Source organism: Cystobacter fuscus (genome assembly GCF_044360685.1).
GTDB classification, from domain to species: Bacteria; Myxococcota; Myxococcia; order Myxococcales; family Myxococcaceae; genus Cystobacter; species Cystobacter fuscus_C.
The window spans coordinates 7,359,309-7,383,147 of sequence record NZ_CP043491.1; the positions used below are offsets into that span (position 1 = coordinate 7,359,309).

The window sequence follows — 23,839 nt, forward strand, 5'->3', positions numbered from 1 at the left end:
TGACGCCCGGCCCACGTGAATGGACGATAGGGGCGAACACCTTCCGCTTCGAGCCCCCTGATCTGCTCTGGGTGAAGATCCAAGGGGAGTGCTCGCGGGAGGAAGCCGTTCGAATCGTGAATCTCTACCGGGAGCTGGCCGAGCAACAGCCCTACTTCGTCCTGAGCGACATGCGGGCGTCGATGGGGATGGACGCGGAGGCCAAACGCTACATGAGCGAGAACCTCCGGCCCGGGTGGTTCCTGGGAGTCATCCTCTTCAATACGCGACTGCTGCACAGGGCCATCGCCAAGGGACTGCTCATCGCCGCCGCGCTCACCCGGTCACCGGATGATCCGCCGCGAACGACGGTTCAATTCGTCCCCACGCGGGAAATGGCCCTGGAGCTCCTCGAGCAATGGCGTGCACAAGCGGATGGCGGTCGCGGTTGATGAGGCATCCACCCCGCGTTCCATCGTGATTGTCTTGCAATGGCGTCTTCAGCGACGCCCCCCAGTCTGGGTCCACCCGGGTGAAGGGAGAAGGGGCTTCACGAGGTGCCCTGCTTGACAGGCAGCCACCGGGCCCGCCGTGCGAAACCTGATGCTGGCTCCTCGATGAAAGACCCTGGCTGAAGCGAGAGCGCCTGCCCCAGGGGGTCCTTGGACGCTCGCCCTCCCAGCCTCCCCTCGCAGGGGGACTGCCTCGCGAAGTGGAAACGGGCCGCACTCCGAGCGAGCAGGAAGCGCCCCGGGGCGCGCGCGCGACTCGGCGTTATGAGGACGGTCTGGCGCCAGACCGCCCCTCCACGCCAACCCGCGCGCCTGGCGCGCTTCTGTGCGAGGTTCTCCTTCTGCCCCCGCCCGCGCGTGCCCTCCGTGCCCTCCTCCCCTTCCGCCCCCTTGCCGCCCGCTCCGCTGCTGCTGGTGGACGACTACCCGCCCAACCTGATCGCGCTCGAGGCGGTGCTCGCGCCGCTGGGCCAGCCCCTGGTGAAGGTGACGTCCGGAGAGGAGGCGCTCAAGGCCATGCTCTCCGAGGACTTCGCCGCGGTGCTGCTGGACGTGCAGATGCCGGGGCTGAGCGGGCTGGAGACGGCGACGCTCATCAAACAGCGCAAGCGCTCGGCCGCCACGCCCATCCTGTTCCTCAGCGCCGTGAGCCGCGACGAGGGGGCGATCCTCGAGGGCTACGCGCACGGGGCGGTGGACTACATCGTCAAACCCTACGATCCGGACATCCTGCGCGCGAAGGTGGGCGTCTTCGTGGACCTCTACCGCCGTGGCCGGCAGTTGCAGCGCGAGGAGGCCGAGATGCGCCGGCGCGAGCGCGAGCTGCTGGAGCGCGAGAGCGCGGCGCGCGTGCAGGCGGCGGTGCAGGAGGTGCAGCGCGCGGTGGGGCCCCTGCCCCTGGTGGACGCGCTGCTGGCGGCCGCGCCCGTGGGCATGACGCTGGTGGACCGCGAGCTGCGCTACGTGCGCTGCAACACGTGGATCGCCCACGCCATCGGCCGCACCCCGGAGCAGGTGGTGGGGCGCACCGTGCACGAGGTGTCACCGCCGGAGGAGGCCCACCGCATCCAGCAGCGCGTGGAGCACGTGTTGCGCACGGGCGAGACCCTGATGGGGCTGCCCACGCACGTGGACTTCTCGCACACCGGTGAGCGGCGCCACGTGCTGGTGAACTACTTCCCCGTGCGGGGCGAGGATGGCGCCGTCGTGGCCGTGGGCGCGCTCTTCCTGGATGTGACGGCCCAGCTACGGGCGCAGCAGCACGCGGAGTCCCTCAACGAGCGCCTCACCGCGCAGCAGCACTGGCTCGAGGCCGTCCTGCACCGGATCCCCGTCCCGCTGGTGCTGGTGGAGCGCGGCAGCGGACGCTTCACCTTCGCCAACGCGGCGGCGGACCGGATGTGGGGGGGCACCTATCCGCGGCCGGAGACGCGCGCCGAGTACGACCGCATCGTCACCGTGCGCCACCTGGATGGCACCCCCATTCCGTCCGAGCAGATGGCCTCGGCCCGCACGGCGCGCGGCGAGAGCGTGAGCGGGCTGCAGATGCTGCTGGACACCCCACACGGCAGCACCGCCATCCTGGTGGAGTCCTCGCAGGTGCCCGCCATGGAGGGCAGCCCCGCCGTGGGCGTGGTCACCTTCCAGGACATCTCCGCGCTCAAGGAGGCGGAGCGCGCCCTTCAAGAGCGCGAGCAGGAATACCGCACGCTCGCCGAGTCCATGCCCCAGGTGGTGTGGACCGCCCGCGCCGACGGGCAGCTCGACTACGTGAACCAGGTGCTCACCCACTACATCGGCCAGGAGGAAGCGGCGGCACTGGGCAACTCGTGGACGCAGCTCATCCACCCCGAGGATCTCGACGAGACCCAGCGGCGCTGGACACACAGCGTGCGCACGGGGGAGCCCTTCGAGGTGGAGTACCGCATCCGCCGCGCGGACGGCGCCTACCGCTGGTTCCTCACCCGCGCCACCTGCATGCGCGAGCCGGACGGCCGCCCCCTCAAGTGGTTCGGCACGGCCACGGACATCGACGACGCGCGCCGCACCCGCGACGCCCACCGCTTCCTCGCCGAGGCGAGTGCGCTGCTGGGCAGCACGCTGGAGGCCGAGGCCACGCTGCAGCAGGTGGCACGGCTCGCGGTGCCCACGCTCGCGGACTGGTGCGCCGTGGACATGCTGGAGGAGGACGGCTCGCTGCGCCGGCTCGCGGTGAGCCACGCGGATCCGGCCAAGGTGCAGCTCGCCTGGGAGATCGCCCGCCGCTACGCCCTCAACCTGAAGGCCCAGCATGGGGTGCCCCATGTGCTGCGCACGGGCGAGACCTCGTGGGTGCCGGACGTCACCGAAGACATGCTCGTCGCCGCGACGGGCGGCGACCCGGAGCGGCTGGGGATGGCGCGTCAGTTGGGGTTGCGCTCCTTCCTCGCGGTGCCTCTGGTGGCGCGCGGAAAGCTGCTGGGCGTGCTCATCCTCGCCCACTCGGAGTCCGGACGGCGCTACGACGAGGCGGACGTGAGGCTCGCCGAGGATCTGGGCCGGCGCGCGGGGCTCGCGGTGGACAACGCGCGGCTGTACGCGGCGTCGCAAACAGCGGTGCAGCTGCGCGACGACTTCCTCGGAGTGGCGAGCCACGAGCTCAAGACGCCGCTCACCCCCATCCAGCTCAAGGTGCAGGCCCTGCAACGGCGCGTGTGCGCGGAGCCGGACGGCGTGCTGCCCGCGCGCCAGGTGGGCTCGGTGCTGGACGTGGTGAGCACGCAGACGCGCAAGCTCAGCGTGCTGGTGAGCGGCCTGCTGGACGTGTCGCGCATCAGCACGGGGCGGCTCGAGCTGCGCCTGGAGCCGGTGGACCTGACCGCGCTGGTGCGCGAGGTGGCCCATGCCTTCGAGGCCGAGGCGGCCAAGGCGGACTGCGCGCTGCGCCTGCGGCTGGCCGAGGCGCCGGTGGTGGGGCGGTGGGATCGGCTGCGGCTCGAGCAGGTGGTGACCAACCTGCTCACCAATGCGCTGAAGTACGGCGCGGGCCGCCCGGTGGAGGTGACGCTCGCCACGGTGGAAGGGCGCGCGCTGCTGGGGGTGCGGGACGAAGGCATCGGCATCGCGGCCGAGGCCCAGGCGCGCATCTTCGAGAAGTTCGAGCGCGCGGTGAGCGACCGGCACTATGGCGGGTTGGGGCTGGGGCTCTACATCACGCGGGAGATCGTCCGCGCGCTGGGCGGCGGCGTGAGCGTGGAGAGCGAGCCGGAGCGCGGCGCGCTCTTCACCGTGTCCCTCCCCCTGGGGTCCTGAGGTGGCCCAGGAACGAACGCTTCTCTTCCCGCCGCCACCGGAACAGGATGACGCAGGATGTCCCTCCCCGCCGCCCGTCCCCGCTGTGACCGCTGCAACCTCCCGCCCCACCTGTGCCTGTGCGCCGAACTCCCCCGGGTGGAGACACGCACCCGGATCCTCCTCGTGCAGCATGTGGTGGAACCGCGGAAGAAGAGCAACACCGGGCGGCTGGCCACGCTGGCCCTCACGAATTCCAGGCTGCTCACCTATGGCGCTCCGGACGAGGCGCTCGACACCGCCCTGCTCGGCGAGCCCGGCACCTGGCTGCTCTTTCCCGATGGCCCCACCGCGCCGCCCGGCGCCCCCGCGCCCAGTCAACTGGTGGTGTTGGACGGGAGCTGGTCACAGACACGGCGGATGACCCAGCGGATCGCCGCGCTGCGCACGCTCCCCCGGCTGGTGCTGCCGCCGCCCACCCCCGGGACGCTCCGGCTGCGCGAGCCCACACACCCCTCCGGGATGTCCACCCTGGACGCGGTCGCCCGCGCGGTGGCGCTCCTGGAGGGACCGGACACCGCGGCACCGCTGGAGCGGCTGGCCGCGCTCCGGGTTCAGCGAATCGCCGACTGTGGGACACTGAATTGAGTCCCCAGCCGGCCGCTGGCGAAGATGTCAAGCCACTTGCCTGACACCTTCCTCGGCCGTCAGGTTTTGGGGGTGACTTCCCGCAGCAGCTTGGAGTTCCACGGGCACCAGTGGAAGCCCGGGAGGAAGGCGCCTCCAGCTTCGTCCAGATGATCCTGGACGTAGCTCATGTCCGCATCACACACTTCGATGGCCATGGCGAAGAACGAGATGGTGGCCGGATCGAGATGGAAATCCCACTGGGGGTTGTAGGGCTTGCGGCTCTTCACGAGCCTGCCCATGACGTGCACCTTGAACGTCTCCTTCCCGGAGATGATGTCGAGGGCCTCTTGGATCTTCGCGGGATCGGTCAATTCGAAGACGAACTCCTGATCCTGCCGCTGCATGAATGAGAAATACCTGGAACCAGCCATGGGCTTTTCCTTTCCTCGGGTTCTACGTGTTGGACTGTGTTTGACTACAGATGGGCGGTCAGGAACTCGCTCAGCTGGGGCTTGGACGGCACCCCTTCCTTGACCGCGACGACTTGTCCCTGCTTGAACAGCAGCAACGCCGGAATGCGCCGGACGCCATGCCGCTGCGCGATGGAGCGGTTCTCGTCGATGTTCAGCTTGGCGATGGTCAGTCTGCCCACGTATTCATCGGCGATCTCGTCCAGAACCGGAGCAATCCTCGAGCAGGGGCCACACCACTCCGCCCAGAAATCGACCAGGACCGGGCCGTGCTCCTTCAACACGGCCGCGTCGAAATTGGCTTCCGACACGTGAATGTATTTATCGCTCATGCTCGGCTCCACAACAGTGTGCCCAGGGTCGTCCTGGGCGAGCGCATTGACAATCTCATAGCCCAGCGGCCGGCACCGGCCCCATGAGCTTTTCACTGAATTGACAAGAACACGGGATTGTGCATGGCGTCGCTCCCTCGCCCGAGCGCACGGGCTCCGGGCGGGAAACGCTCAACACATGACGGAGAAGGAGGGCCCGCCTCCCGGCCGCGAGGAACACTTCGCGCCAGACGGAGAGCAGGCCCTCAGCGGGGCCCCCCGGCCTCGGTTGCTGCCCGAGGACCGGGGAGATGAAGCACGGCGTGAATCAGTAACAAGCTCCACAGGACTTGAGGACGTTCCCCGCGAAGTACTCATCCGTGCCGTTGTAACAATAGCGGTTCAGGGCGTTGCCGTAGCCGGTGCACATCCGCTCGCAATCCCAGACGTCGTAGGCGGTGTAGCCGGGCGCACAGGTCGGAGCCAGGGCCTGCTCCTGGCTCGTCAGCTCCGTGCTCCGCGCCGCGGCATCGGCGCTCACGTCCGCGACCGATCCACCACAGCCCGCGGACAGCAGTCCCATCGCCAGCAAACCACCAAGGATCTTCACTCGCATCGGCCTCTCCTGGTTGAGCAACGTGTTGTTGGGGTTCACCCAGGATAGCACGAAAACCCCCTCGACTCAGGGGATGCCCTTGAATTGGAAGCCGAGCGCGAACCACGGCACGGCCTGGCTCACCTCCGCGCCCGTGCGGTAGCGGTGGCTGAGGAACCACTGGGAGATGAGCACCACGGAGGGGGCGTTGAAGAGCCGGTCGGGCTCGTCATAGAAGGTGTAGGAGATGATGGGGCCCACCCGGTGGATGGCGGGGTTGAGCCCGAGGTCCGTCTCTCCGGCCGGGTAGTGCTCGGGCTGGTAGAAGCTGCCCGTGGCCGTGTAGCGCACGCCCACCGACAAGCGGCCCGCCAGGTAGAGCAGGTCCGCGTCGTTGGTCGCCACCCAGCCGCCATTGGGGGCCACCACGTCCAGCACCGGCTCGTAGAAGACGCGGTCTCCGTCGCGCAGCTTCATGTTGAAGTTGAAGACGCGCGGGTTGCTGCGCACCGCGAGGGGGCCCACCTTGAATTGCACCAGCGCGGCCAGGGTGAACAGGGTGCCATTGGAGACATAGTTCGACCCCCCCACCCCGCCGAGCTCCGCCAGGCGCCGATCGCTCGCGTCCGAGTTGGGGCTGGGGAAGGACTGCAGGTAGTTGAAGTTGCCGAACCAGCCAATGCCCTCGTAGGAGGCGGAGAGCTGCAAGATGGGGAGCGGCTGGAACTCCACGCCGATGCCGCCGCGCACCAGCGCGGGACTCACGAAGGCCACCGGCCCCAGGCCGATGTAGTTGTCCTTCAGCAGGGGCGACTCGCTCTCGTACAGGCGGTAGCGCACCTGGAAGGTGAGGTTGGTGAAGAGGCCCGTGGGGTTCGCGCGCGCGGCGATGCCCACCCGGTAGAAGGTGTGCAGGGGTGGAATCACTCGCGAGGGCGCATCCTCCTGCCGTGGCACCGTGGCCGCCGGCACCTGCGAGCCCTGGGCGAGTGCCCCCGTCGCTCCGAGCACCACCAGCAATCCCCACAGGCCGCTGCTCGCCACTGCACTCCGCGTTCTCATGATGGTTCCGCCTCGTGTATGTGCTGTGCAGTGTAAGCCACATCGCACGGCGGGTGATACCTGAGAAAGCAGCGAAGTTCACGGTTTGGCCAGCCGCGTCGAAACACCGGCTCAGGCACTGCCCGCTGGCCGAGCGGGGGGAATCAACCGCGCCTCGCGCAGCTTCCAGAAGAGCTCGAAGAACGAGTCCGGCGTGTACTGGTAATCCGAGAACCCGCGCAGGCGGCTCTTCGACATATCGGCCAGGCATTCGATCGGACGTCCGAGATCGGCATCCGTGTGCCACGCGGAGATGAGCCGGTCCAGCTCGCTCTCGGCCAGTTCGTGCTCGCGGGCGATGTCCTTCCAGATCGGTCCGGCGTCAGCCAGTTGCCGCTCGAGCGGTGTGGCCTGGCCCGGGTAATCCGCCGCCCGGACCCCGAAGTGCTCGGCCAGCTTCGGCCACAGCCACCGCCAACGAAAGACATCCCCGTTGACGACATTGAAGGCTTCGTTGCGTCCACCCTCCGCGGTCGCGACCCACTCCAGATGCCGTGCGAGCAGTCGTGCATCGGTGACATCCGTCAAGCCATTCCACTGCGTGGGCGAGCCGGGGAAGAGGAACGGACGCCCGGTCTCGCGGCAGATCGTGGCGTAGACGGCGAGCGTCACCCCCATGTTCATGGCATTGCCGACGGCGAAGCCGATGATGGTGTGCGGCCGGTGCACGCTCCAGGAGAAGCCCTGCCGCCTGGCCGCGGCGAGGACTTCATCCTCCTGGACATAGTAGAAGTTCTCGAGCGGCAGGCGCGGCTGCTCCTCGCGAAAGGGAGTGTCCGGAAGCACGCCCTTTCCGTAGGCCTCGAACGGCCCGAGATAGTGTTTCAAGCCAGTCACCAGGGCGACATGTTGCAAGGACTCTTCCCCGCTCAGGACCTCGAGGAGGTTGCGCACCATGGCCCCGTTCACCGCGCAGTTCTCGGCCTCCGTGGCCTGCCTCAGCCAGGTGCAGAAGAAGACGTGCGTCGGCTTCACTCCGGAGAGGGCCGAGCGCAGCATGTCCGGGCGCAACAGATCGGCGGCGACAGGATGCACGCCCGGCAGGTCCATCGGTGGACGCCGCGCCAGCCCGTACACCGTCCACCCCCCCGAGGCGAGCCGCCGGGCCAGATTGTTGCCCACGATGCCGCTGGCCCCGACGACGAGTGCCACCCGTTGCATGATGCCTACCTCCTTGCCGTGTTGACGAGGAGGTAGGCTCCTGCCCCGGGCCGGGCAAGATGGCACCGTCAAAGAAGCCTGGTGACTTGTTGGTTCCCCTCCATGCCAGCGCCTGGCATTGCGCTGAAGCACGTTGCGCTGGACCGTGATGAACTCGCTTTCCACACGCCATCCCCGGCCCTTCTCACTCCGGTCGACTCTTTTTCACTCCCATTCCCTTCGAGGCCTTGAACTGTCCTGAAGGGAGCAGCCCCCTGGCACCAACGTCTCCCGATGACAACCCCCTCGGGGCACGAGGGGTGCAGATCCTCGACGGGCAACACCCTACCGGCATGGGAGGACGGGATGAACAGGGCAATGGGATGGGGAGGGACGTGTGTGGCGGGCGTCGCGGCGCTGGCGCTCCTGACGCACTGTGGAGGCGCGAGCACGCAGGAGCGGGCGGAGACGGAGGAGGGAGCGCTCCCGGTGTTGAGACAGGGGGTTGAGTCGAGCATGGCGTTCATCGCGAGCGCCGACGCCTTCACGGATGCGACAGCGCCCAGCCAGAACTTCGGAAGCGCGGACACCCTCGGCGTGGACCTGTCGCCCCAACAGCGAGGCTACCTGCGCTTCGATATCAGTGGATTGTCGGGGAAGGTGACGCGGGCCCGGTTGTGGCTGTTCGTCACGGACGGCACCAAGGACGGCCCGAAGGTCTTCTCCTCACAGAATAGCTGGTCGGAAACGGGGTTGACCTGGAACAACGCGCCCGCGCACAGCGCCACCCCGCTGGGTGACCTGGGTGCCCTGTCGAGCGGTCGCTGGGTGGACTACGACGTGACGGCCGCGGTGCGCGGCAATGGCCCGATCTACTTCACCCTGGTGGCGGACTCGAGCGATGGAGCGGACTTCGCCTCCCGAGAGCGCGCCCAGTACCAGCCCCAGCTCGTTCTCAATTTAGAGTCGACAGTGGACTGCCAGCCGCGCACGGACACCCAGGTCTTCGATCGCCTGGCGTCCGCGACCGCGTATGCGTCCCAGGCCGAGCCCACGCGCCGCTTCGACGGCACACCGACCGTGCTCGTGGACGCGGCGCCCACGCGGCTGGAGAGCTATCTCAAGTTCGGCTTCAACCTGGACGACGGCTGGCACCCGAAGCAGGTGACGCTGCGGTTGTTCGCCACGGATGGCTCGTCCAACGGCCCGCTGCTCCACCGCGCCAGCCCCACCTGGCAGGACTTCGACTGGAACACCCGGCCAGCGCTGATGGGGGACGCACTGGCCAACTTCGGCGCCATCTCGCCCGGCACCTGGGTGGAGCACGACCTGACGAGCGTGATGACCACGCCCAACATGCAGTATGGCTTCGCGCTCCTGCCTGATTCGTCCGATGGGGTGGACTTCGCCTCGGCCACCGCGCCCGTGCTCGAGCAGCGCCCCCACCTGCGCGTCACGCTCGAGTCGGACCCCTACTGCACCTACCAGGGCGGGGGCGGAGGGAGCACCGGGTGGACGAAGCACTACGGCGGCGTGGGCCCGGAGCGGCTGGGGGCCCTGGCCACGGACGCGCAAGGCGGCTTCGTGGCCGCGGGCCAGTTCGGTGACGCCCCCTTCCCCACGGGAGAGGGCTTCGCCCTGGCGCGCTACGACGCGAGCGGCACGGCCCTGTGGAGCCGGCAGGTGACCACCCAAGCGGTCACCGTCCGGGCGCTCACCGTGACGCCCGAGGGCAACATCCTCGCGGTGGGCACCTACACCGGCACGCCCGACCTGGGCATGGGCTCGCTGACGAACGCGCCCTACTTCCCCAGCCTCTTCATCGCCAAGTTCTCGCCCACCGGACAGACGGTGTGGTCGCGTGGCTTCGTCTCCAACACGGGCCGCACCGGAGATGACTTCGGCTACCTCTCGGTGTTGCCGGAGTCGGTGGCCACCGATGCCCAGGGCAGCCTCGTGGTCGCCGGCAACTTCTACGGCGTGGTGGACTTCGGCGGCGGTCCCCTCTTCGCGGGCCAGGCCAGTGTCGGCCTGAACGACGCGTACTGGGGGGGCTTCGTGGCGAAGTTCACCTGGCGGGGCGAGCACGTCTGGTCCAGGGCCCTCGAGGCGGCCGTCGCCACGCCCACGGCGCGGGTGCGCACCGTGAGCACCGATGCCGCTGGCAACGTCCTGCTGGGCGGCCGGGCGAGCCGTCTCTCGGACCTGGGAGATGGGGTCCTGGGCGCCGCCACGCCCTTCATCGCGAAGTACACCCCGAGCGGGGTGCTCGTGTGGAAGCGGTTGTTCTCCAATGCCCCGGCGGGTGAGGTCGTGAGCCTCCGGGCGACGAGCACGGGCGGCGTGGCCTTCATCGCGGACGTGGGCGGCATCTTCGTCTTCAAGGACTCGGAATTCAGCGGAGGCCATGACGACGGCGATCCCACCACCCCCCAGAACACCAGTCCCTTCGTGGGCGCGCTGAGCGCCACGGGCTCGGATGCGTGGCTACGAGATCTCTACCCCGCGAGCGTCCAACAGCTCGCCGTGGGCAGCGATGACGCGATCACCGTCTCCGGCCATGGCGACATGTACGATCTGGGCGGCGGCGTGTTGGGCACCTCCAATCCCGCGGGCCCCACCGCCTTCGTGGTCCAGTACACCCCGGAGGGACTGCACCGCTGGTCGCGCCTGTTCGACCGGAACTTCGAGGGCGGCCCGGTCTACTACCCCGTGCTCCAGCTGGCGCCCCAGCCCGGTGGCTCCGTGCTGGTGGGCACGGACTTCAGCACGCCCGTGATCTTCGACGGGGCCATGTATACACCCCGAGGCTCGGCCGACCTGTTCTACTTCCAGCTCGCGCCGTGACACGGGCGGGAGGACGGGACGCATGCTCAAGGTGCTCACGCTGAACATCGCGCACGGCGTGCCGTCCATCCCCATCCCCCTGCCCTTCCTGCTCCCACGCCGGCGGCTGCTCGGCCACCTGGATGCGATGGCCGACCTGCTCGCGCGCGAGCGGGCGGAGGTGGTGGCGCTCCAGGAGGTGGACCGGGCCGGGCTCTTCAGCGGCGCGGTGGATCCCCTGGAGCGGCTGGCCACCCGCGCGGGCTACCCTCACCTGCTGCATGGGCCCCACCTGCACCTGCCCGGAGTCTGTGCCCGGGGCACCGCGCTGCTCTCCCGGCGGCCCCTGCTCGAGCCCGAGTGGAACTCCTTCGAGGCGGACCGGGCCGTGGACAAGGGCTACGTGGTGGCGGCGGTGGAGGACGCGGGCCGCCTGCTCGACGTCGTCTCGGTGCACCTGGACAGCTTCTCCGAGCGCTGTCGCCAACGGCAGGTGGCCCGGTTGCTCCAGGCACTCGGGCGGCGCCCTCCGCGTCCCCGGCTGGTGCTGGGGGACCTGAACTCGCCCGGGGACTCACCGACAGGCTCTCTCGCTCAATTGGTGGGGGCGCTGGCGCTGCACGCGCCCTCGCCCGGCGGCGGTGAGCCCACCTTTCCCGCCCGCCGTCCGGCGCTCCGGCTGGATTGGATCCTCGCGCCCGGGGCCCTGCGCTTCCGGGAGCAGCACACCCTCGCCGAGCGCGTGTCGGACCACCTGGCGGTGACGGCACAGCTCGAGTGGCTCAGCCCTTGAGGCCGCTGCGGGACACCCCCTCGATGACGTGCCGCTGGGCGAGGATGAACAGGAGGATCGCCGGGATGCTGGCGACGACGCCGCCCGCCATGATCACCGGGTAGTTCGTCGTGTAGGCGCCCTGGAGGATGGACAATCCGGGCGGGAGGGTGAAGTTGCGCGGGCTGAACAACACGTACACCGGCCAGATGAAGTCATTGTAGTTGGTGAGGAAGGCCAGCACGGACAGCGTCGCGATGCCGGGACGGGCGAGCGGCAGGATGATGCGCAGGAAGATCTGCCATTGATTGGCGCCCTCGAGCAGCGCCGCGTCCTCCAGCTCCCGGGGCAGGGTCGCGAAGAACTGGCGCATGAAGAAGACGCCGAAGGCGCTCCCCGCCCCAGGCACGATCAGCGCCCACAGGGAGTCGAGCCAGCCGAGCTGGCTCACGATCAAGAAGTTGGGAATGAGGAACACGAAGGTCGGGATGAACAACGTCCCGACGATGAGCCCGAACAGCACCCGCCTGCCGGGGAACTCGAGCCGGGCCAGGGCGTACGCCGCCAGGACCGACGTGGCCACCACGAGCAGCGCGTTGGCCGTGGCCGCGACGAGGCTGTTGAAGAACCAGAGCAGCACCGGCGTCTCGGACTCCATCGTGACCAGGGGGACGTAGGCCCCGGTCGTGACGGGGTGCGGAATCCACGAGGGCGGCTGCCGGGTCGCGTCGGGATTCGTCTTCAGCGACGTGCTCAGCATCCAGAGCAGCGGCGCCACGAAGATCCACGTCAGCAGCGCGAGCAGGACGTAGAAGGAGAGCCGCTGGAGGGAACGGGCGGGAGTGGCACTCATCACGTGTCCTCGTGCCGGAGGAAGCGGAAGTTGAAGGCGCTCACCACGAGCAGCGCGAGGGCGAGGATGTAGCTCATGGCCGCGGCGTTGCCCATGCGGAAGGTGCGCAGGCCCGTGTCGGCGATGAACATGATGGCGGTGCGCGTCTCGTTGGCCGGAGCCCCGCGCGTGACGAGATAGGACTGGCCGAACATGTTGGCCGAGCCGAGGATCGTCATCGTGAGCACGAGCAGCAGCACCGGCTTCAAGCCCGGCAGCGTGACATGGAAGAACTGCTGCCAGCGGTTGGCCCCGTCGACCCTGGCGGCGTCGTACAGCTCCCGGGAGATGTCCTGCAGCCCGGCGAGGAAGATGATCGCGTTGAACCCGAGCGTCCACCACACCGTCATGCCCACCAGCGACACCCAGGCCCAGGGCAGGTCGGTGGTCCACGGGATGGACGAGGACAGCATGTTGTTGATGAGGCCGATGTTGGGATCGAGCAGGAAGCGCCAGAGCACGCCCACCACGGCCACGCCGAGCACGTAGGGCGCGAAGAAGACGGCGCGGAAGAAGGTGCGGCCGGGGAACTCGCGGTTGAGCAGCAGCGCGACGAGCAGGGGCACCGTGACGAGGAAGGGCACGCTGAAGAGCGTGAAGAGCCCGGTGGCCTTCATGCTCTGCCAGAAGTCACCGAAGTCACGCGACTCCGGGGAGAAGAGGTTCTGGTAGTTGCGCAGCCCGACCCAGGGTTTGCGCGGCAGCAGGAAGTCCCAGTCGTGCAGGCTGATCCACAACCCATAGAGGCCGGGCAGCACCACGAAGACCCCGAACAGCACCAGGTACGGAGCCAGGAAGAGGTACGGGGTCGCGCGTCCCGCGCGCCGGATGGGAGCTTGCGTGTCCATGAGGTCAGTCGCCGTATTTCTCGTGGTTGTCGCGCACCACCTGGGTGGCCTGCGCCGCGGCGGCCTTCAGCGCCTCGGCGGGCGAGGCCTTGCCGAGCACGGCCTGGTTCACGGCCTTGTCCACCATGGCCAGCGCGTCACTGATGCCCGCCACGGCCGGTGGGAAGCGGATGTAGGAAGCCTGCCGGGCGAACTGGCCCTGCTTCTCGAGCGACTTGAACTCCGGGCTTTCCGCCACGCGCTGGAGCACCGGAATCTTGCCACTGGCGAGCCACTCCACGGAGCGCTGGCTCATCCACTGGATGAAGGTGCGCGCGGCCTCCAGCTTGCGCTCGTCCGGCGAGCGCTGCCGCATGAGCACGAACTGGTGGGAGTTACCCCAGACGGCCTCCTGGGGGCCGATCCTCGGAATGGGCGCCGCCCCCCACTCGAGCCCTGGCACCTCGTCGAGCGCGTTGATCTGCCAGATGCCATTCCAGTTGAAGGCGTTCTGTCCGTTCTGGAAGGCGATGAAGTCCGCGTCCTGGCCCACGTTCGGCGGGCTGTAGCCCTTCTTCACCAGATCGACCAGCCAGGTCAGCGCCTGCACGCCGGCGTCGGAGTCGAAGGTCGCCCGGGTGACGCCCGGGTCGAACAGCTCCCCGCCGAACTGCCACAGCAGAGACTCGAACTGGAACGTCCCGGTGAACAGGAAGGGCGCCATCCAGTGGCCCTGGATGCCCTTGCCCTTGAGTTGCTCGAGCGCCGCCATGTACTCGTCGCCGGTGCGCGGTGGCTTCTCCGGGTCGAGGCCAGCCCGTCGCAGGACGCCCTTGTTGTAGTACATGCCGAGCGGATGCATGTCGAACGGGATGCCGTAGCGCTTGCCCTTGTAGAGGCCGCCCTCCCAGACCTCTTGCGAGGTGTAATCGGAGGACTTCAGCCCGAGCGACTGGGCGATGTCATCGATGGGCATGATGATGCTGCGCGCGGCGTTGGTGGGGATGCCGTCGAGGTGCATGACACAGACATCGGGAGCCTGTCCGCTGATCACCGCGCCCGGGACCTTCTGGAAGAAGTCGGCCCACAGGTAGATGTTCATCTTGACCTGGATGCCCGGTGTCGTCTGGTTGAACTCCTCGACGAGCTTCTTGATGTACGCCCCGTCGCCACCGGTGAAGCCATTCCAGAACGTGAGCGTGACCTTCGAGTCCTTGGACTCCCTGGGCGCGCGTGACTCCTGGCACCCGCCGAGGGCGACAGCGGCCCCCGTGCCGAGCGCCCACGTCATGAAGTGCCTGCGACTCAGCGCCGAAGCGAAGCGGGATGGCGGCATCGTCCTCGGGGGTATGGCACACCGGGGGCCCACATCGAACCCTGGTGGAATTGCTGTGTCCAGCAGCGTGCGTCTCGCTCGCCCGCCCGGCCCACTGCTCGACATTCCCGAGCCCGGGAACCTTGTATAACGGCACGCGAGGAGGCGGTCCGTGAAGACACGAGGGTGGGTGCTGCTCGGCGCGTGGACGGCACTGGTGTACGCGGGCGCCGTGCCCTCGGATTTCGTCGTGGATGATGTTTACGCCGTGGTGAGCAACCCCGTCGTCCAGGGCGAGGTGTCTCCCGTCGAGGCCTTTACCCGCGACTACTGGGGCCGCGTTCCACCGGGGACCATTGGCACCTACCGGCCACTCGCGGTGCTGACCTTCGTGCTCGACGCGCGGGTGGGCGGCGGCGCGCCGTGGGTGTTCCACCTCACCAACGTGCTGCTGCATGTGCTCGCCGTGCTGGCCCTGTTCGGCGTGTGGCGCTCGTGGGCGGGCGACACCCCCGCCTGGGCCGCCGCCGCCCTCTTCGCCGCGCTCGCCGCTCCCGCCGAGGCCGTGCACTCCATCGTCGGACGCGCGGATGTGCTCGCCGCGCTCTTCGGACTGCTTGGCTGGGCCGCCCACCGCACCCCGGGCCTCCGGGCCGCCACGCTCGCCGCCGGCTGCTACACCCTGGCGCTCTTCTCCAAGGAAAGCGCCCTGCTCTACCCGCTCGTGTGGTGCTTGATGGAGGCGCTGCGCACGGGCCGCTGGCGCGCCCAGCCCTGGGGCCGGCTGGGCGTCTATGCAATCGTGACGGCAGCCGTCCTGGGGATGCGCAAGCACGCCCTGGGGACGTTCCTCGGCGCGACCATCGGCGACATGACCAACCCGCTCGTCACCGCTTCCTGGAGCGGGCGCGTGCTCGGCGCGGCCGACATCTTCTGGTCCCAGTACCTCGCCGGCATCGCCAACCCCCTGCGCCGGCTCTACATGTGCTCGGCGCCCGCGTGCGCCCCCGTGGGGGTGGACAGCGCCGGGGCCTGGCTCGGCCTGGGCGCGCTCGGGCTGCTCGTCGCCCTGGTGCTGAGCACCTGGCGCCGGGCGCCCCTGGTGAGCGCGGGCGTCGCCTGGTTCCTGCTGCTGTTCCTGCCCATCTCCAACCTGCTCGTGGTGGGCCCGTCCGTGTATGGCGAACGGTTGCTCTACGCGCCCCTCATGGGCGCCACGGTGGCCCTGGCCCATGCCGTGTCGCTCCTCGCCGCCCGTCTGCCTCGGCCCGCGCTCGCATGGGGGATGCTCGTCGCGCTCGGCGTGGGCAACGCCCTGGCCGTGCAGTCGAGGCATGAGGACTGGCGGGATGCAACCTCGCTCACCCTCCAGGCCATCGAGGTGCAACCCCGAAGCACCGTGCTCCAGATGCTCGCCGCCGAGACCTGGGTGAGACTCGGCCACTGGGCGGAGGCCGAGCAATGCGCCCGGGACGCCATCGCGCTCGACCCCGAGTATGGCCGCCCCTACGGCCTGCTCGGCGTGGCGCTGGACCAGCAGGGACGCACCGAGGAGGCCCAGGTCATGCTCGAACGGGCCTTCGCCCTCGAGCACTCCGAGGAGGCCCTGCTGAACCTGGCGCGCTTCCATGCCCGGCATGGAGAGCCACGACGCGCGCTCACGCTGCTGGAGCGGGAAGCCCAAAACCGGTCCCCGAGCCCGGAGCAGCTCGCCCTGGCCGAGGAGTTACGCCGGCAGCTCGCCACCGAGGCCAGGTGACGCGGCCTGGCGCTTGGGCCACGGGACCCTTCAGCCCTCCAACTCCTCGATCGAAGGCAGGCGAACGAGCACCCATTCACCCTCGCGCGTGCGGGCGACGGAATGGAGCGAACCCGCCACATCCACCACGGCAGCGTAGGGAACATCCGGCTGGGCCTGCAGCCAGGACCGAGCCTGATCCTTGCTGGAAAAGGACTTGAGAGGCTTCGGCCAATGCTCTTGGGTGCCAAAAACCTTCTCGTAACTCCAGAAGTCCTCCAGCTTGCCGAGGCTCCGGATGAAGTGGAGCGCCTTGGCCGCAGTCTTGATCGTCGCCACGGCTTCCGGCTCGTTGGGATGCTGCCCGGCCAGAGCTTCGAGAGAGTTCAGGAGATCTTCCAGCTTGGAGCTCATTTCACCCCTCACACATCGCGCGATCCAATGTACTTCCCGATTGCGTCATGAATGGCAAGCAACATCATCGGCTTCCAGTCGGAATGGGACGGTTCTTCCCTCTTCTATGTGTTTCAAGATATGGCGGACAGGCGCTCCTCAATGGATTAGTCATCTGCGCTTTCGATCAATGGGCTGAAGCGGTGGCAGATACGCCAACAGCTTGGAGCGCATTTCGCGTGTCTGCTCCCTTTTGTTCTCCAATTCCTTTGGAGCAATTGGATCTGTCCCACTCAAAGCACCAACGCCTTCCACAAAAACCAGAAAATTATACCTTGCGATCTCCTGCGCAATTTCATCATTAAGGATTGCCCCACTCCCTCCTATCGTTTCGCTGACTTTCTCCTTCAGCTCAGCAAAGCGCTGTTCTGCTATCTGCCTGGCGCCGGCATGCGCCTCAGACGGCCCAAGCGAAAGGATGGTATTTAGCAACAAATCTGCCTCGCTAAGAAACGATATGAGGCGTACGAGAGCTGCCGCACGGAGCTTGCCCAGCTCGACGATAATTGCTTGTTCGCGCCGGTGTCGCTCTATCCACTTGGCGGTAATGAGCGACACGAGAACCCCGCTGCCACACAACAGCACCTTATCAATCACGATCTTGACAAGTTCCTGATGAAATTCAGCCATAACCAATACTCCCCAGTGACTCGCGAGTTCAACAACTGCTCCATATCGACGAATTCAGCATCGAGTGAGGACACCCATACGTTTGAATTCATCCAGCGAATCGCACATCAGATGCCCCTAAAGAAGAAGGATCTCAGCAACTGAGATAAAAACGCCAACGCTCTCATTTGGCCTCCGGGCCACGGCGCTAGACATTGGGCTGCTTGAGGTGGATGCCCGTGGCCTCATGGCAGGCACGCGCCAGGGTGAGCGGCTTCGCCTCGCCATACAAGCGGCCGAGGAGGGATAGACTCACCAGCTCGCAGGCACATGGGGCCAGGAGGCGCTCCCGGCCCGGCGGGGCGCGCGCTACACCTTGAGGCGGATGGCGCCCGGCAGGATGGAAATGCGGCAGGGCAGCCGTCCGGGCACTTCCCCATCCATCTCCAGGAACACCTGCTCGTCGCTCTCGGCGCGCAGCGTCTGGCATTGGGTGTAGCGCGTCTTCGTCCAGGTGATGTGGTCGCCGTTGTAGACGCCCTTGGACTTGATGACGAAGTCGCCCAGGGTGTAGTCGCGCCAGAGCGTCAGGTCGAAGCGGCCATCGTGGGTGACGGCCTTGGGGGCCACGCACATGCCGCTGCCGAAGTAGCGGCCATTGGCCGCGGCGATGGCGGTGATGCCCATCGCCTCGGGCTCGCCCCCGTCCACCTGCAGGCGCACCTGCACGTCCTTGTGCTTCGCCAGGGTCTTCACCGTGCCCCACAGGAAGCTCAGGTTGCCGCCGAGCGCCTTGCTGCCCACGTTCACCTCGTGGGCGATGGCGGCGCTCACCCCGAAGGAGGCGATGTTGGCGAAGTAGCGCGACTCCGGCTGCCCCTGGTGGTTGACGTACTCGGCGAGCCCCACGTCGAAGGGCTCCGTCTTGTCGCTGCGCAGCCGCGCCAGGGCGGAGTCCAGCTCCAGATCCCACCCGAAGGCCCGCCGGAAGTCGCCCCCGGTGCCCCGGGGAATGAGCCCCAGGGCCGCCTGGGGGTTGATGGCCTTGCCGTCCGCGAAGAAGCCGTTGACGACCTCGTTGACGGTGCCATCGCCTCCCACCGCGGTGATGCACTCGTAGCCATCCGCGAGCGCATCCCGCGTCAGCCGCACCGCGTCCATGACTCCCTCGGTGAACCCGAAGCCGAAGTCACCTATTACCCGGGTCACCTGGCCCGAGATCTCGGCCCACCGCCTGCCCGTCTCTCCACCAGCACTGCGCGGGTTCACCACGAGGAACGTCTTCATCGGCTTGTGAGTCCTCTACTTCTGCGGCAGGGGCGCGGTGCGCACGTGCACCTCGCGCAGCTGGCGATCGTCCACGTCGCCCGGCGCGCCCGTCATCAGGTCCGTGCCCGTCTTCGTCTTCGGGAAGGGAATCACGTCGCGCAGCGACTCGACACCCGTGAGCAGGAACGCCAGCCGGTCCATGCCCAGCGCGAGCCCGCCGTGCGGCGGCGCGCCGAACTTCAGCGCGTCCAGGAGGAAGCCGAACTTCGCGCGCGCCTCCTCCTCGCCGATGCCCAGCGCCTTGAACACCTCGGCCTGCACCTTGGGATCATGCAGACGGATGGAGCCGCCGCCGATCTCGAAGCCGTTGAGCACCACGTCGTAGCGATGGCACTTCACGCGGCCCGGCTCGGTGTGCAGGTACTGCACGTCCTCGTCGTGGGGCCGGGTGAAGGCGTGGTGCGCCGCGGCCCACGTCTTGGTCTCCTCGTCGTACTCGAACAGCGGCGGGTTCACCACCCAGAGGAACTTCCACACGCCGCCGCTGCCGTACTCGGGGATGAGGCCGAGCTTCTTGGCCACGTGCACGCGCAGGTTGGCCATCACGGTGTGCACGAGCGACTCGCGGCCGAACTGGAAGACAATCAGGTCGCCCGTCTTCGCGCCGCACGCCTGGGTGATGGCCTGGCGCAGCGCGGGGGTGATCGTCTTGGACAGCGGGGACTGGGTCCACTCGCCGCCCTCGCCCACCTTGGCGCGAGCGAGCCCCTTGGCGCCGTTCTGCCTGGCGAACTCCTCCAGCTTGTCGCTCTCCGCGCGGCTCAGCGGCTTGTCGCCGGGGATGACCATCGCCTTGACGATGCCGCCCTGCTCCACCGCCTCCCAGATCATGGGCACGCCGCCCGCGGCGCCGTGCTGGCGGATGAGATCCGTGAGCACCACGTGCTCCAGCCCGAAGCGCAGGTCCGGCTTGTCGTTGCCGTACTTCGCCATGGACTCGTCGAAGTCCATGCGCATGAAGGGCGTGGGCACGTCGATGCCCAGCACCTCGCCCCACAGCTTCTTGATGAGCCCCTCGACGATGGTGAAGATGTCGTCCTGGGTGACGAAGCTCATCTCGAGATCGATCTGCGTGAACTCGGGCTGCCGGTCCAGGCGCAGGTCCTCGTCGCGGAAGCACTTGACGATCTGGAAGTAGCGGTCGAAGCCCGCCACCATGAAGAGCTGCTTGTAGAGCTGGGGGCTCTCGGCGAGCGCGTAGAACTTGCCCGGGTTGAGCCGGCTGGGCACCAGGAAGTTGCGCGCGCCGCCCGGGGTGTACTTGCCCATGAAGGGCGTCTCGAGCTCCAGGAAGCGGTGCTCGTTGAGGTAGCTGCGCGTGAGCGCGTTCATCTTCGAGCGCGTGATCAGCGACTGCTGCAGCGGCCGGCGGCGCAGGTCGAGGAAGCGGTACGCCAGTCGCTTCTCCTCGGCGGTGTCGATGTTGTCCTCGACGAGGAAGGGCGTGGGCTCGGAGCGGTTGAAGATGGTGAGATCGGACGCCTTGATCTCGATCTCGCCCGTCTTGAGCTTGGGATTGACCTGGGAGCCGCGCGAGACGACCTTGCCCTTGATGCCGATGCAGTACTCCAGCCGCAGCTGGCCCGCGAGGTCGTGCGCCTCCTTGGCGATGTCCGGCTCGAAGACGACCTGGGTGAGGCCCTCGCGGTCGCGCAGGTCGATGAAGACCGCGCCACCGTGATCACGCCGGTTCTGCACCCAGCCGAAGAGGACGACCTCCTCGCCAATCTGGGCTTTGGTGAGCTGCCCGCACGTATGGGTTCGCTTGACCTCGGTAATGAACGGGACCGCCATGACACCGCCTGCCAGGAGGGAAAGAAAGGGCGGCACCATAGAGAGCGCGGAAACGACGCGTCAAGGACTCCGGAAGGAAGGTACCGCGCTTCCCGGCCCGCTTCTGGTGCCCGCCGGACCCGTAGTAAGAAGCCCGGCATGGTCCGAAAGCTGACAGCCGCCGCCACGGCGCTCGCGACGCTCGTCGTCTCCTGCGCGCCCGAGACGAGCCAGCCCACGAAGGTGCGCGCCCTCGTGCTCTCCAGCAATGGGGAGTACACGCCCACGGAGGTGGAGCTCAAGACGCTCACCGATGTCGCCTCCCTGGAGGGCAAGGTGGCCCGCTTCGTGGGGAGCGCGAGCATCCAGCTCTCCGGCAACGATCCCGGGGTCCAGGCGGCCACGACGGAAGACGCACTGCGGCGTGCGATGACGAAGGACTCGGGCCGCTCCATCACCGCCAGCTTCATCCCCGACGCCCAGGGGGTGCTGACGCCCGCGGACTTCCACTCCTGGAACGTCACCACCACGTACTACAACCTGGAGCGGGCCTGGGAGTACTTCAACACCGTGGCCAACGTGCCCCAGGCGCAGCTGCCCCAGACGCCCGTCTACTACTTCCCCGAGTTCATCCTCGGGGAGCTCAGTGACAAGCCGCAGCGCGACAATGCCCTCTTCTTCGCACCGATGGGCGCCTTCATGGTGCTGCCCTTCGACACGCTGCAGAAGGCGCCCCTGGCCATCAACGCCTCCATCCTCACCCACGAGTACGCCCACCTCGTCTTCAACCGCCGCGTCTTCGATGGCCGCGCCCTGCCCCCTCCCCTCACCGTCTGGTCCCAGGAGGGCTTCACCCCCGGCCTCAACGTCATCAAGGCCATGGACGAGGGGATCGCCGACTACCACGCCTACGTGGCCTCGTGCGCCACGCGCTTCGGCTGCAACACCCGCGTGCTGTCCACCACCTACGATGACGCCCTGGTGGCCTCGCGCGACCTGGCCACGCCCCGGTGCATGGACGCGCTGACGTACAACCAGCTCCTCAACGCCAACCTCGCCGAGGCGCCCGGCCTGGAGTACCGGGTGGGCACCCTCATCGCCCACGCGCTCTACCGCTCCGCGGGCACCGATGCCGAGCGCCAGGCGCTGGTGCGCGCCCTGGTGGACACCTACTCGGACCCGGACGGGAACAAGTACGGCTTCAACCAGCTCGCCAGCGGCTTCCTGAACTCGCAGGAGTCCTTCACGCTCGCCGTGGCCGCCAAGGCCATCGTGCAGCACCTGCCGGCCGGCAGCACCCTGCAGGCGCAGGTGTGCAACAACTTCGTCAACATCCTGCAGATCCCCGCCTCCTCCCTGGCCGGCGCCAATGCCTGCCCCGCCAGCACCGTCCCCGGCGACTGCCCCACGATCTACTCCACCCCATGACGACCCGCGCCCCCCCCGCCTGGCCGCTGTTTTCCCTCCTGGGCTGTCTCGCGCTCACCTCACCCGCGCTCGCCCAGGGCCCGGATGAGCCCTACCGCTACCCGGACGACGAGGAGGAAGCACCCTCTCGCAGGGGCCGCGCGCCCCCCGAGGACACGCCCTACGCCTACCCCGACGACGAGGACGCGGCCTCGCGTCCCAAGCGCCATCCCGCACGGGACTCGGAGGACAGGGACCGGGAAGACTTCCGCCGGGCCGAGCGCGGGGAAGAAGAGGAGAAGGACTTCGAGCGGCTGGCGCGCATGGATGATCCGAACACGGGCATCGCCTTCGAGGTGCTCGGTGGGGTGATGCTGCTGAGCAGCCCGCGCGGGCAGATGTTCGGGGATCCGCAGCCCGCCTTCGGCGGACGCTTCACCTGGGAGTACGGGCGGCTGCTCAACTCCGAGCCCCTGCGCGAGGCGCTCTGGCTGGACGCGCGCTACAGCTTCGTCGGCCAGCGCGAGGGCACCGCGCTCGTCGTCGGAGACGTGCAGCGGCACTACGCCTCACTCGCCCCGGCGTACGAGCTGACCTTCGGGGAGGGCTCGGACTACGGCGTCTACGCGCAGGTGGGCGGCGGCATCGTCTACGAGCTTTCACGCGTGGAGGTGGGCGGCAAGCTGACGCCAGCGGAGGGCATCAAGCCCCTCATCCAATACGGCGTGGGCCTCCGGGGCCGCACGAAGTTGCCCACGGCGTCGAATCTGCGGCTCGCGTGGCGCCTGGAGCTGATGCGCTTCCGGCGCGGCTACCAGGACGACACCTACGCGGGCCTGAGCGCCGGCCTCGGCTTCTAACGGGGGACGGGCGCTCGTCCGCCCTCCCCCCATGGCACCGAGCGGGCGGGCCATCCCACCGCCGCATCAGGGAAAACTTTTCCCCCCGCTGGAGGGATCTACCGTCCCTTTCAGGTGTGATGCACGTGTAAACCCGCGAATCCACTGAACTCCGCTCCTGGCACGCGTGCTGCTTTTGTAACGGCGCGTCAGACCGATGGGGTTGGGGAGGCGGGAGATGAAGAGCACGCAGAAGCGGCAGTTGGACCCGGTGTGCGGCAAGCACCTGGAAGCGCCCGAGGGCCGCCCATCCACGGAGTACAAGAAGCGGCGGTATTTCTTCTGCTCGGAGCGGTGCCGCACGGCCTTCGAGAAGCGCGCGGAACGCTTCCGGATGAACGACCTGGCGCGCGCGGGAGCGCTGCTGACGCCCGGCCGGGTGCGATGGGGCATCGCCTAGTCCACTCAGGGGAGGTGTCGCGAGGGGGGTCATCAACCCCGTCCCTCTCCCTTTCAGATCCACCCTGTGAAAGCCTCCACCTTGCTCCCTAGCCAGGGAGTGGGGGGAGCACATGCACGACAAGCGGAGCGGACTCGGGTTGCTACTGGTGGTGCCCTGGCTGGCGGGATGCGTGAGTGGGCCCCAGGTCCGTTTGGACACGGGCCATGGCGAGCCCCTCGTCTATACGGCCCCAGCCGAAGAGCCTCCGCCAGTGGAGGTACGCCAGGAGGAGTTCGTCTCGGCCCTGACGGACCTGGTGCTGCACATGCCTTTGTCGCTCGAGTTGCCAAGGCGGGAGGGCCGGGTGGTGAGGGCCTCCTGGGACTTGAGCGCGCGGGACACGGCCCAGGACTGGCTGGACCTCTCGTGCACGCACGGGGAGGCCCCACAGGAGTGCCTGGCTCTGCCAAGCAACGCGCCACCACCGGAGACGCTGGCACGCCTACGGCTGGCACTCTCCTTTGCCGTGGACTCTGTATGAGAAGGAGCGGCGGCGCCCCTCATCGTGGTCAAAGGCGGAAGAATAATCCTGCGCTATCCCTGATGAAC

22 protein-coding genes and 1 pseudogene are annotated in these 23,839 nt (G+C 68.0%); 11 read left to right on the plus strand and 12 right to left on the minus strand.

The features are described from left to right. The first annotated feature begins 116 nt into the window (after nucleotides 1-116). The 3 genes from F0U63_RS29995 to F0U63_RS30005 all read left to right on the plus strand — a co-directional run bounded on the left by F0U63_RS29995 (nucleotide 117) and on the right by F0U63_RS30005 (nucleotide 4,409). On the plus strand, nucleotides 117-431 hold the full coding sequence (locus F0U63_RS29995; protein ID WP_395834993.1) for a hypothetical protein: 315 nt from the start codon (nucleotides 117-119) through the stop codon (nucleotides 429-431). Nucleotides 432-857: 426 nt separating this feature from the next. Beyond that, nucleotides 858-3,782, plus strand: a complete 2,925-nt coding sequence (locus F0U63_RS30000) for a PAS domain S-box protein (protein WP_395834995.1) — start codon at nucleotides 858-860, stop codon at nucleotides 3,780-3,782. 57 nt (nucleotides 3,783-3,839) lie between these two features. Further along, a complete protein-coding gene (locus tag F0U63_RS30005; RefSeq protein ID WP_395834997.1) occupies nucleotides 3,840-4,409 on the plus strand; it encodes a tRNA-uridine aminocarboxypropyltransferase in 570 nt (189 codons plus the stop codon). A 59-nt stretch (nucleotides 4,410-4,468) separates the two neighbouring features. On the opposite strand, the gene F0U63_RS30010 is transcribed toward F0U63_RS30005, so the two are convergent. The 5 genes from F0U63_RS30010 to F0U63_RS30030 all read right to left on the minus strand — a co-directional run bounded on the left by F0U63_RS30010 (nucleotide 4,469) and on the right by F0U63_RS30030 (nucleotide 8,029). Further along, nucleotides 4,469-4,822: a calmodulin gene (locus F0U63_RS30010; RefSeq protein WP_395834999.1), complete on the minus strand. Its 354-nt coding sequence runs from the start codon at nucleotides 4,820-4,822 to the stop codon at nucleotides 4,469-4,471. 44 nt (nucleotides 4,823-4,866) lie between these two features. After that, nucleotides 4,867-5,193, minus strand: coding sequence for a thioredoxin TrxA (gene trxA / locus F0U63_RS30015; protein WP_395835001.1), 327 nt, complete (start codon nucleotides 5,191-5,193; stop codon nucleotides 4,867-4,869). 307 nt (nucleotides 5,194-5,500) lie between these two features. Further along, nucleotides 5,501-5,788, minus strand: a complete 288-nt coding sequence (locus tag F0U63_RS30020; protein WP_395835003.1) for a hypothetical protein — start codon at nucleotides 5,786-5,788, stop codon at nucleotides 5,501-5,503. A gap of 66 nt (nucleotides 5,789-5,854) precedes the next feature. Continuing rightward, a complete protein-coding gene (locus F0U63_RS30025) occupies nucleotides 5,855-6,829 on the minus strand; it encodes a hypothetical protein (protein WP_395835005.1) in 975 nt (324 codons plus the stop codon). A 111-nt stretch (nucleotides 6,830-6,940) separates the two neighbouring features. Next, nucleotides 6,941-8,029: an SDR family oxidoreductase gene (locus F0U63_RS30030; RefSeq protein ID WP_395835007.1), complete on the minus strand. Its 1,089-nt coding sequence runs from the start codon at nucleotides 8,027-8,029 to the stop codon at nucleotides 6,941-6,943. 495 nt (nucleotides 8,030-8,524) lie between these two features. On the opposite strand from F0U63_RS30030, the pseudogene F0U63_RS30035 reads away from it, so the two are divergent. From F0U63_RS30035 to F0U63_RS30045, 3 genes and pseudogenes are all read left to right on the plus strand, one after another. Further along, nucleotides 8,525-8,953 (plus strand): annotated as a pseudogene (locus F0U63_RS30035) (DNRLRE domain-containing protein); the annotation flags it as partial. A gap of 27 nt (nucleotides 8,954-8,980) precedes the next feature. Continuing rightward, nucleotides 8,981-10,855 (plus strand): DNRLRE domain-containing protein, encoded by a 1,875-nt coding sequence (locus tag F0U63_RS30040; protein ID WP_395848448.1) that lies wholly within the window; start codon nucleotides 8,981-8,983, stop codon nucleotides 10,853-10,855. 22 nt (nucleotides 10,856-10,877) lie between these two features. Further along, nucleotides 10,878-11,627 (plus strand): endonuclease/exonuclease/phosphatase family protein, encoded by a 750-nt coding sequence (locus F0U63_RS30045; protein WP_395835010.1) that lies wholly within the window; start codon nucleotides 10,878-10,880, stop codon nucleotides 11,625-11,627. Here the strand turns inward: F0U63_RS30045 and F0U63_RS30050 are convergent. From F0U63_RS30050 to F0U63_RS30060, 3 genes are read right to left on the minus strand one after another with little or no spacing between them, the layout of a single operon-like run. Then, nucleotides 11,617-12,459 carry a carbohydrate ABC transporter permease gene (locus F0U63_RS30050; RefSeq protein ID WP_395835012.1) on the minus strand — a complete coding sequence of 281 codons (843 nt, stop codon included), beginning with the start codon at nucleotides 12,457-12,459 and terminating at the stop codon, nucleotides 11,617-11,619. The genes F0U63_RS30045 and F0U63_RS30050 overlap by 11 nt on opposite strands. After that, nucleotides 12,459-13,346, minus strand: a complete 888-nt coding sequence (locus F0U63_RS30055; RefSeq protein ID WP_395835014.1) for a carbohydrate ABC transporter permease — start codon at nucleotides 13,344-13,346, stop codon at nucleotides 12,459-12,461. The genes F0U63_RS30050 and F0U63_RS30055 overlap by 1 nt, the downstream gene beginning before the upstream one ends. 4 nt (nucleotides 13,347-13,350) lie before the next feature. Further along, nucleotides 13,351-14,616, minus strand: coding sequence for an ABC transporter substrate-binding protein (locus F0U63_RS30060; RefSeq protein WP_395835017.1), 1,266 nt, complete (start codon nucleotides 14,614-14,616; stop codon nucleotides 13,351-13,353). A 196-nt stretch (nucleotides 14,617-14,812) separates the two neighbouring features. On the opposite strand from F0U63_RS30060, the gene F0U63_RS30065 reads away from it, so the two are divergent. Continuing rightward, nucleotides 14,813-16,399 carry a tetratricopeptide repeat protein gene (locus F0U63_RS30065; protein ID WP_395835019.1) on the plus strand — a complete coding sequence of 529 codons (1,587 nt, stop codon included), beginning with the start codon at nucleotides 14,813-14,815 and terminating at the stop codon, nucleotides 16,397-16,399. A gap of 30 nt (nucleotides 16,400-16,429) precedes the next feature. Here F0U63_RS30065 and F0U63_RS30070 read toward each other — a convergent pair whose 3' ends face one another. The 4 genes from F0U63_RS30070 to aspS all read right to left on the minus strand — a co-directional run bounded on the left by F0U63_RS30070 (nucleotide 16,430) and on the right by aspS (nucleotide 20,563). Continuing rightward, a complete protein-coding gene (locus tag F0U63_RS30070) occupies nucleotides 16,430-16,792 on the minus strand; it encodes a hypothetical protein (protein ID WP_395835021.1) in 363 nt (120 codons plus the stop codon). 150 nt (nucleotides 16,793-16,942) lie between these two features. Further along, nucleotides 16,943-17,461, minus strand: a complete 519-nt coding sequence (locus F0U63_RS30075; protein WP_395835023.1) for a hypothetical protein — start codon at nucleotides 17,459-17,461, stop codon at nucleotides 16,943-16,945. Between the two features lie 348 nt (nucleotides 17,462-17,809). Next, complete coding sequence (locus F0U63_RS30080; protein WP_395835025.1) at nucleotides 17,810-18,727, minus strand: diacylglycerol/lipid kinase family protein; 918 nt, start codon at nucleotides 18,725-18,727, stop codon at nucleotides 17,810-17,812. Between the two features lie 15 nt (nucleotides 18,728-18,742). Then, nucleotides 18,743-20,563, minus strand: a complete 1,821-nt coding sequence (aspS, locus tag F0U63_RS30085; RefSeq protein WP_395835027.1) for an aspartate--tRNA ligase — start codon at nucleotides 20,561-20,563, stop codon at nucleotides 18,743-18,745. Nucleotides 20,564-20,701: 138 nt separating this feature from the next. On the opposite strand from aspS, the gene F0U63_RS30090 reads away from it, so the two are divergent. The 4 genes from F0U63_RS30090 to F0U63_RS30105 all read left to right on the plus strand — a co-directional run bounded on the left by F0U63_RS30090 (nucleotide 20,702) and on the right by F0U63_RS30105 (nucleotide 23,771). Continuing rightward, the gene (locus F0U63_RS30090; protein ID WP_395835029.1) at nucleotides 20,702-21,970 is read left to right on the plus strand and encodes a hypothetical protein; all 1,269 of its coding nucleotides are present in this window, start codon (nucleotides 20,702-20,704) and stop codon (nucleotides 21,968-21,970) included. Continuing rightward, nucleotides 21,967-22,809: a hypothetical protein gene (locus F0U63_RS30095; RefSeq protein ID WP_395835031.1), complete on the plus strand. Its 843-nt coding sequence runs from the start codon at nucleotides 21,967-21,969 to the stop codon at nucleotides 22,807-22,809. Before F0U63_RS30090 ends, F0U63_RS30095 begins: the two co-directional genes overlap by 4 nt. 217 nt (nucleotides 22,810-23,026) lie before the next feature. Further along, the gene (locus tag F0U63_RS30100) at nucleotides 23,027-23,248 is read left to right on the plus strand and encodes a YHS domain-containing protein (protein WP_071905139.1); all 222 of its coding nucleotides are present in this window, start codon (nucleotides 23,027-23,029) and stop codon (nucleotides 23,246-23,248) included. 112 nt (nucleotides 23,249-23,360) lie between these two features. Then, entirely contained in the window at nucleotides 23,361-23,771 is a 411-nt protein-coding gene (locus F0U63_RS30105; protein ID WP_395835033.1) for a hypothetical protein, read from the plus strand. Nucleotides 23,772-23,839: the final 68 nt, after the last annotated feature.